We start from the raw sequence: 7829 nt of genomic DNA on the forward strand, positions 1-7829 counted from the left end.
CCCTCCCCCCGACGGACCGCCCGCCGGCCGTCTCCGCCTTCCTGACCACGCTGACGCCCCACACTCCACGCTGACGCCCCGACGCTCCACGCTGACGCCCCGACGCTCCACGCTGACGTCCCCGGCACGCCGACCCCTTGTGGCCCTCGCTGACGTCCCCGGCACTCCGACCTCGTCGTGGTCCATGCGGGGCACGCTGGCGCGGCGCGTCCCAGGTGCCTGCGCGCCGAGCTTCGCACCGGCCGCCGGCACAACCCGCCGCCGCCTCCGCACACCGTTCCACCGATCCCGTGCGGCAGCCGCCCAGCGCCGCGAAGGTGACGGGGGTGCGGAAACGAGCGCATGGGCGGACGTGCCCAAGTGACGTGCCGGCCACGGCCTGACCGCCACTCACGTGCCCGAGGCCCGATCGTGGGTGGACGCCTGCTCGGCGGGCGGGCGTGCGGGTGACCGCAGGCCACGGCGGAGCGTGCACGTGGGACGGCCACCGGTCCTCCGGCCGGACGAGGCCCCTACGGGCGGACGGCGCCGACGAGGGCGCGGCCGTAGTCGGAGAGCTTGACGACCTTGACGACGTCACCCGTCTGCGGCGCGTGCACGATCTCCCCGTTCCCGGCATAAATGCTGACGTGCCCCAGGCCTTCACTGAAGATGAGGTCCCCGGGCTGGAGATCATCCAGCGAGACCTTCCGGCTATCCCCCCACGCCCACTGCTGCCACGTCGTACGGGGAAGCGTCACCCCTCCGGCCCGCCACGCCGCCTGGGTCAGCCCGGAGCAGTCGAACCCCCTGGGCCCCGTCCCCCCATAGATGTACGGCTTCCCGACCTGCGCGTACGCGAACCGCAGCACGGCGGCCGCATTCCCCGACGCCGGTCCCGTGTACTTGATGCCGACGCTGTTGGGATTCCCGGGATTGTAGGCGCCCAGCTTCTTCAGGAGCTTCTTCTGCTCGGCGATCAGCTTGAGGATCTCCGAGCGCTCCTTCTCCACCCCGTCGCGTTCCTTGTCCGCTTCCTCCAAGGCCTCCTGCGCCTTGTCGCGCTCGGCCTTCAGACCGCGGTTCTCCCGGTCGAAGACGGCGAGCTTCTCCGCCCGCTCCTGCGACATCTGCCCGGCCACCGCCAGCCGTGACAGGAGGTCCTCGGGACGACCCGTGCCGATCATCCCGGGCCAGGAGGCGACGTCGCCGCCGAGCCGGTAACTTTCGACGGCCATGCCGATCACCTGCGACCGCAGGTCCGCGACCGTCTCCAGCTTGCGCTTGTAGCTGTCGTTCAGCTTGACGTAGGTGCTCTTGGCCTTCTTGTACCGCTCCGTCGCCGTGTTGTAGCTGTCGACGACCTTGTCGGCCTTGTCGTTGAGCTTTTCGAGCTTGGCCTTCGCCTGATTGAGCGTGGGCTTGGGATCAGCGGCGGCCGCTCCCATGGAGGACAGCACCAGACCGAACGCGATACCCGCGGCCACCGGCACCCGGCCAAACCTCACTGCGTCGCCTCCCAGGGGTTAACATCTGGGCGAAATAGTACAGAAGTGGCGCGTGGGGTTACCCCAAACGAATCAATTCGTAATCTAGGCCCGGCCCAGCCGGCGCAGCAGCAAGGCAGACGGAACGGGTCTGGCTCCCATCCGCCTGACGGACTCGGCCACCTCGCGGTCCGACGACACCACGGCGATGGCCCGGCCGGGCGGCTCCGCGCGGACGAGCTGGCGGATCAGGTCGTCGGCGGTCTCCCCCGGCGCGCTGAACAGCACCCGCACCCCGCGCGGCGCCACCACCTGGACGGGGGCGTTGAGCTCGGCGCCGTCGAACACCGCGGTCACCTCGACCCTGGTCTGCGCGACCAGCCCGCCGAGCCCGGTCATCAGCCGGTTGCGCTGGTCGGCGAGCGTGAGGGTGCCGTAGCCGGTCTTGGTGACGTTGTAGCCGTCGATGACCAGGTGCACCTGGGGCACCGCCAGCAGCTGATCGAGCAGTTGCGGGTCGTCGTCGGCGAGGGCCCGCGCGGGCACCGCGCGCACGCCGGGCCGCTCGCCCGTGACGGCGGCGACCGAGTCGGCGGGCTTGCTGATCGTCGTGGGCAGGGCGAGCTCCCTGCGCAGCCCGGCCGAGGCGTCCTGCAGCGTGTCGAGCAGCACCCTGATCCGGGCGTCCTCAATGCTCCTGCCCTCGCGGGCGGCCCGGCGCGAGGCCTCCAGCTGCTTTTCGACGTCGGCCAGCCGCTCGCGCAGCCGCCGCAGCTCGGACTCGCCGGCGCTGCCCGCGGCCACGGCGGCCGACCTGGCCTCCTCGGTCGCGCGCTCCATCTCCTCGGCCCGCGCGACCGCGGCCTTGGCGCGCTCGCGGGCGTCATGGAGTTTGCGCCGCAGGTCGGAATTCTCGGCGCGGGCGAGCTTGATCTGCTCGCGCAGCCGGTCGCCCTCCTCCTTGGCGGCGGTCTTCTGGGCGGCGAGTTGCTCGCGCAGCCGCGAGACCGCCTCCTCCCGCTCCGATCCCTCGGCCGCCGCGGCCGTCTGCTCCAGGTCGGTACGGGCGAGCTCGATCATCTCCTCCCAGCCGGGCGGCCGGGTGAGGTATGCGGCCGCGGCCACGAGCACGGGATCGGCGGCAGGCGGCACGTTACCGTCGGCCAGCGAGGCCACCAGCTCGGGCCACCCGGCGGCCACCGACTCGGCGACCAGCTCGCGAAATTTCTTGTCGTTCTCCAGCTGCGCCGCGATGGGCGCGCTGCCGAGTTTGGCCCGTTTCCGCGGATCGAACTTCGCTATGCCCCGCAAGGGTGGCGGTATGGAAACGGCGGGCGTCGTCCCGAGGACTTGAGCCGCCAGGTCGACGACATTGAGGCGCACCTGCTCAGGAAGCGGGCGAGACAGGCCTTCACCCGCTGAACTCATCCCACTTGTCCCTTCGTGACATGCCCTTTCAGACAAGGGTACGGCTGCCGCGTACCTGACCGTAACGGCCACCTCTCTATGGACGAGCGCTTGGTTGGGGGTGTACGACTGTGCCGGGGCGCCTGTTGACCCGGGAGGCCGGCCATGACCGAGCAGATGCGTACGTCCACCCGTGACCTGGAAGAACTGCGTGATCACGTGACCGCCTGGCTCCGCGGCAGGGCCGGCCAGGACGCCTCGGTGTCCGAACTGTCCAGACCGACGACCAACGGCATGTCAAGCGAGACCCTGTTCTTTACCGCCACGTGGCGTGAAGGGCGAACGCGCTGCGTAGCGAGGCTCGCGCCGGCGGGAGAAGCGGTTCCAGTCTTCCCTTCGTACGATCTGCGGGCGCAGTTCGAAATCATGCGCCTGGCCAGGGAAAAAGCTGGGATTCCAGCGCCCAGGGCCCTCTGGTTCGAGCCCGATCCCGGCCCGCTCGGCACCCCGTTCTTCGTCATGGAGCAGGCCGAGGGCGAGGTGCCGCCGGACGTGATGCCGTACACGTTCGGGGGATGGTTGTTCGACGCCGCCCCAGAGGACCGGCGCCGGCTGCAGGACGCCAGCGTCGGAGTCTTGGCTGCGCTGCACCAGGCGCCGTTCACGCCGCGGGAGTTGTCGGCGATCGGCGCCGGTGGGCTGCGGGCGCACGTGGAGGCGCAGCACGCGTACTACGCCTGGGCGCACGGCAGGCGCCGCATCCCGCTGCTGGAGCGGGCCTTCGACTGGCTGGAGTCGCACTGGCCGCAGGATCCCGGGCCGGACGTGTTGTGCTGGGGCGACGCCAGGATCGGGAACATGATGTACCAGGACTTCACCCCCGTCGCGGTGCTCGACTGGGAGATGGCCGCCGTGGGACCGCGCGAGCTGGACCTGTCCTGGATGATCTTCCTGCACCGGTTCTTCCAGGACCTCACGGTCGGCGCGGGCTTCCCCGGGATGCCGGACTTCATGCGGCGCGACGACGTCTGCCGGACTTATCAGGAGCTGACCGGCTACCAGCCACGCGACATGGGCTTCTACGAGATGTACGCCGCCCTCCGGCACGGGATCATCATGGCCCGGGTGTGGCAGCGCAGGATCCACTTCGGCGAGCAGCCCGACCCGGAGGACCCCGACGACCTGGTGCTGCACCGGGCCACGATCGAGGAGTTGCTCACCCGTTAGCGTCGTAGACCAGCAGCGCCACCTGGACCCGGTTGTTGAGGTCCAGCTTGGTCAGGATGCGTGAGACGTGCGCCTTGACCGTCGGCACGCTCATGTAGAGCTCCCGCGCGATCTCGGCGTTGGACCTGCCCCGCCCCACGGCCAGCGCCACCTCGTGCTCGCGTTCGCTGAGCCGGGCGAGCAGCTTCCTGGCCCGGTCCGTACGCTCCCCTGCCCCGCCGTCGGACACGTGCGTGATCAACTGCCGCGTCACCGCCGGCGACAGGATCGGCTCGCCCGCGGCCACCTTCCTGATCGCCTGCACCAGGTCGCCGGGCGCGATGTCCTTCAGCAGGAACCCGGCCGCCCCCGCCCGCAGCGCCCGCAGCACGTGCGCGTCGGCGTGGAACGTGGTCAGGACCACCACCTCGGGCGGCGACGACCCACGCATCGATTGGGCGCGTAGCGCCTCGGTGGCGGTGAGCCCGTCGACGCCGGGCATGCGGATGTCCATCAGCACCACGTCGGGCCGGTGCTCGGCCACCAGAGGCGGCACCTCGGACCCGTCGCCGGCCTCGGCCACGATCTCGATGTCGTCCGTGCCGCCCAGGATCATCGACAGGCCGGCGCGCACCATGGCGTCGTCGTCGACGATCAGCAGCCTGATCGGCCCGCCGGCCGGTGTCGTCATGCGTCCTCCAATGTCGTCTCCAACGGCCACGGCAGCCAGGCGCGTACCACGAACTCTCCCTCCGGCGTCGGGCCGTGCTCGAGCGTCCCGCCGGCGAGCTCCGCCCGCTCCGTCAGCCCAATGAGCCCAGCCTTCGCCCCGGGCAGGCGCAGGGGACGCCGGGACCAGAGCGGGTTGCGCACCTCCGCGGACAGCCCCTTGCCGCGCGTGCCGGTCACGGTGACGGTCACCGGGGCGCCGCCCGCGTGCTTGCGCGCGTTGGTGAGCGCCTCCTGGACGATGCGGTAGAGGTTGCGGCCCAGCCCTTCGGGCACGCCGTCCGCCCGCAGGTCCAGCCGCACGTCCATGCCCGCCTGCCGGCACTCCTCGACCAGCGTGGGCAGGTCGGCGAACGTGGGCTGCGGCCGGTCAGGAACGGTGTCGTCCACGGGCTCGCCCTCGCCCGGGCGCGAGTGCCGCAGCACGCCGATCACCTCGCGGAGGTCCTGCAGCGCCAGATGGGCGTTGGTCCTGATGGCGCCGGCCGCCATGGCGATCTCGCCGGCGGGCGCGTCGGGGCGGAACTCCAGCGCGCCGGCGTGCAGGCTGAGCATCGAGATGCGGTGCGCGAGCACGTCGTGCATCTCCCTGGCGATCCGCTCGCGCTCGAGCCGCTTGGCCTCCTCGGCCGCGATGTCGGCCCGCTGCCTGAGCGACCAGATGAGCTGCCGCCTGGCCCTGATCACGATGCCCCAGGCGTACACGGTCAGGATGAGGGCCATCAGGAGCAAGCCCCATTCGAGCGGCCCGATGTCGCTCTGCGGCCGGAGGAAGAGGTACGGCACCAGGGTGATGAGGGCCAGCAGCGTGACCGGCCCGGAGATCTTGAACGGCCGGTGCACCGCCACCGTGAACAACGCCACGACGGACGCGCCGCCGACGAGCTCCAGATACGCCGAGAGCGTGAGCGTCACCAGCGCCAGCCCGACCGGCCAGCGGCGGCGCAGCCAGATCGCGACGCACGACAGCCCGCCCATCACCTGCTCGATCGCGATGAGCGGCTCCGGCTCGTTCTGGATCTCCGGCAGCCCCAGGAGGGTGATGCCGCAGGCGATCAGGAACATGGCGATGTCGACGACCCAGTCGCGCAGCGAGCGGCGAATCCGGCGGTCCTCGCGGCCGTCGCCGAGCAACACGGACGGGAGCACCCACCGGTATTCGGGGACGAGCTCGTCCCCGCCTCGCGCTCGCGTCACATGCACCGAGGTTAGGCCCTCCCACGGGCGTGGCGACACCGACCAAAGTCGATGCCGGGCGAGACCTCCGGCCGACGCCGGAGCCGCCGGCCGGAGGGGACGCTTCTGTGCATGGAAGCGGTATTGAAGGTGTTCGGCTGGCTGCTGCTCCTGCAGGGCGTGGGCGGCCTGGTGAACGCCCTGCTCGGGTGGTGGGAGTGGGCCGAGAGCCTGATCGTGGTCAACCACCTGGAGTTTCTCCACGGGCACGAGGTGTTCGCGGGCATCGTGATCGGCGTGCTCGGATTCGTGTTGCTGACGGTCGCCGACTCGGCGAAGAGCGCGGAGGCGGGCGAGTGAGCACCACGTCGCTGCGGCCGCCGCGCCACCAGGCCGATCCGCGGGCCATCCCGTGGTGGACCGTGCAGTGGCTGATTCTCATGGTGCCGGTGGCCGCCGGCGCCGTTGTGTCGTACTGGTTGTTCACCGATCGGCCGGTCTGGCTGGGGGCGGTGGTCGCGGTGTTCGCCGTGGGGTGCCTGGCGATCGCGGTCGTGGCGCCGCGGGCCTACTACCGGGTGGAGCGGTGGGAGGTCACCGACGAGGCCGTCTACACGCGCAAGGGATGGCTGACGCACACCTGGAAGGTGGCGCCGATGTCGCGGATCCAGCGGATCGACACCGCGCGGGGGCCGGTGCAGCGATGGTTCGGGCTGGCGGACATCACGGTCACCACGGCGTCGTCGGCGGGCGCCGTCAAGATCGAGGCGCTGGACGCCGCACTCGCCGCCGACCTGGCCGAACGCCTGACCACCATCACCCAGGCCACCCCGGGTGACGCCACATGAGCGGCCCGGACCGGTCGCCTGGCGCCGGGTGGCAGCGGCTGTCGCGCCGTAGCCTTTGGGCTTCGGCGGTCAAGTCGCTGGCGTTCGTGGTGCCCGCCGTGTTCGGGATCTTCCGGTTCCTCACCTCCCGGGACTGGCCGACCGGCGGCGTCGTGGCGGCGTGCGCGGGATCCGCGGTGCTGATCGTGGCCGGGGTACTCGCGTACGACGTGATCCGGCTGCGTACGACCCGCTGGCGGCTGACCGCCGGCCGGCTCGAACTGCGTTCGGGCATCGCGGTACGCCAGCGCCGCTCGATCCCGCGTGACCGCGTCCGCAGCGTGGACCTGCGGGCCGATCCCGTGCTGCGGGCGTTCGGGCTGACGGTGGTCAAGGTGGGCACGGGCGAGCGCTCGCCCGAGGGCGACGACGTACTCAAGCTGGAGCCGCTGGCCAGGCACGACGCCGAGGCGTTGCGCCGTACGCTGCTGCTCGGCGACGGCGGCGCCACCGCCTCGGACGCACCTTCGCCCTTGGCCGAGCTGAGGTGGTCGTGGATGAAGTACGCGCCGCTGTCGGCGTGGACGTTCACGGGCGCCGCGATGGTGCTGGGCGTGGCCTACAAGGCGCTCGACGGGATCGGCGTCAAGGTGTTCTCCACGCGGGTCGCCGAGGGCGTGTGGGGCTGGGTGACCGCGCGACCGTTGCTGACCGTGCCGCTGCTGCTCGTGGCGAACGCCGCCGTGGGTGCGCTGGGGGCCGTGCTGCTGTTCGCCGAATCGTGGGGGCGCTACCGGCTGGAACGCGAGCCGGGCCGGCTCCGGCTGCGTCGCGGCCTGCTGACCGCCCGGTCACTGACGATGGAGGAGCGCCGCCTGCGCGGCGTGGAGATCAGCGAGCCACTGCTGCTCCGGCTGGGCGGCGGGGCGCGCGTCAAGGCCATCGCCACCGGGCTCGGCAAGGCCACCGAGAACGAGACCGAGGACGTCGCCGCCCTCACCCCGCCACTCCCCCGGGC

Annotated in this window: 8 protein-coding genes; 4 read left to right on the top strand and 4 right to left on the bottom strand. The window is 71.4% G+C overall.

The window, feature by feature from the left end; all coding sequences use genetic code 11:
* Positions 1-512: 512 nt before the first annotated feature.
* Both ETD86_RS50980 and ETD86_RS50985 read right to left on the bottom strand, forming a co-directional pair.
* Positions 513-1487 (bottom strand): C40 family peptidase, encoded by a 975-nt coding sequence (locus ETD86_RS50980; RefSeq protein WP_246149465.1) that lies wholly within the window; start codon positions 1485-1487, stop codon positions 513-515.
* 84 nt (positions 1488-1571) lie between these two features.
* Positions 1572-2894 (bottom strand): NYN domain-containing protein, encoded by a 1323-nt coding sequence (locus tag ETD86_RS50985; protein WP_138673829.1) that lies wholly within the window; start codon positions 2892-2894, stop codon positions 1572-1574.
* A gap of 144 nt (positions 2895-3038) precedes the next feature.
* Between ETD86_RS50985 and ETD86_RS50990 the strand changes: the two genes are divergently transcribed.
* Positions 3039-4100, top strand: a complete 1062-nt coding sequence (locus tag ETD86_RS50990; RefSeq protein ID WP_138673830.1) for a phosphotransferase family protein — start codon at positions 3039-3041, stop codon at positions 4098-4100.
* On the opposite strand, the gene ETD86_RS50995 is transcribed toward ETD86_RS50990, so the two are convergent.
* Entirely contained in the window at positions 4090-4770 is a 681-nt protein-coding gene (locus ETD86_RS50995; RefSeq protein WP_138673831.1) for a response regulator, read from the bottom strand. The two genes, ETD86_RS50990 and ETD86_RS50995, sit on opposite strands and share 11 nt — an antisense overlap.
* The gene (locus tag ETD86_RS51000) at positions 4767-6005 is read right to left on the bottom strand and encodes a sensor histidine kinase (protein WP_138673832.1); all 1239 of its coding nucleotides are present in this window, start codon (positions 6003-6005) and stop codon (positions 4767-4769) included. Before ETD86_RS51000 ends, ETD86_RS50995 begins: the two co-directional genes overlap by 4 nt.
* 111 nt (positions 6006-6116) lie before the next feature.
* On the opposite strand from ETD86_RS51000, the gene ETD86_RS51005 reads away from it, so the two are divergent.
* From ETD86_RS51005 to ETD86_RS51015, 3 genes are all read left to right on the top strand, one after another.
* Entirely contained in the window at positions 6117-6344 is a 228-nt protein-coding gene (locus tag ETD86_RS51005) for a hypothetical protein (RefSeq protein WP_138673833.1), read from the top strand.
* Entirely contained in the window at positions 6341-6832 is a 492-nt protein-coding gene (locus ETD86_RS51010) for a PH domain-containing protein (protein ID WP_246149467.1), read from the top strand. The genes ETD86_RS51005 and ETD86_RS51010 overlap by 4 nt, the downstream gene beginning before the upstream one ends.
* The coding region (locus ETD86_RS51015) for a PH domain-containing protein (protein ID WP_170223746.1) at positions 6829-7829 on the top strand (1001 nt) is incomplete at its 3' end. The genes ETD86_RS51010 and ETD86_RS51015, both read left to right, overlap by 4 nt.

Source organism: Nonomuraea turkmeniaca (genome assembly GCF_005889735.1).
Classification (GTDB): Bacteria; Actinomycetota; Actinomycetes; order Streptosporangiales; family Streptosporangiaceae; genus Nonomuraea; species Nonomuraea turkmeniaca.

Bases quoted from the DNA above. Each gene is read 5' to 3' on its own strand.
- ETD86_RS50985 (WP_138673829.1), bottom strand. From the start codon at position 2,894: ATGAGTTCAGCGGGTGAAGGCCTGTCTCGCCCGCTTCCTGAGCAGGTG.
- ETD86_RS50990 (WP_138673830.1), top strand. From the start codon at position 3,039: ATGACCGAGCAGATGCGTACGTCCACCCGTGACCTGGAAGAACTGCGT.
- ETD86_RS51005 (WP_138673833.1), top strand. From the start codon at position 6,117: ATGGAAGCGGTATTGAAGGTGTTCGGCTGGCTGCTGCTCCTGCAGGGC.
- ETD86_RS50995 (WP_138673831.1), bottom strand. From the start codon at position 4,770: ATGACGACACCGGCCGGCGGGCCGATCAGGCTGCTGATCGTCGACGAC.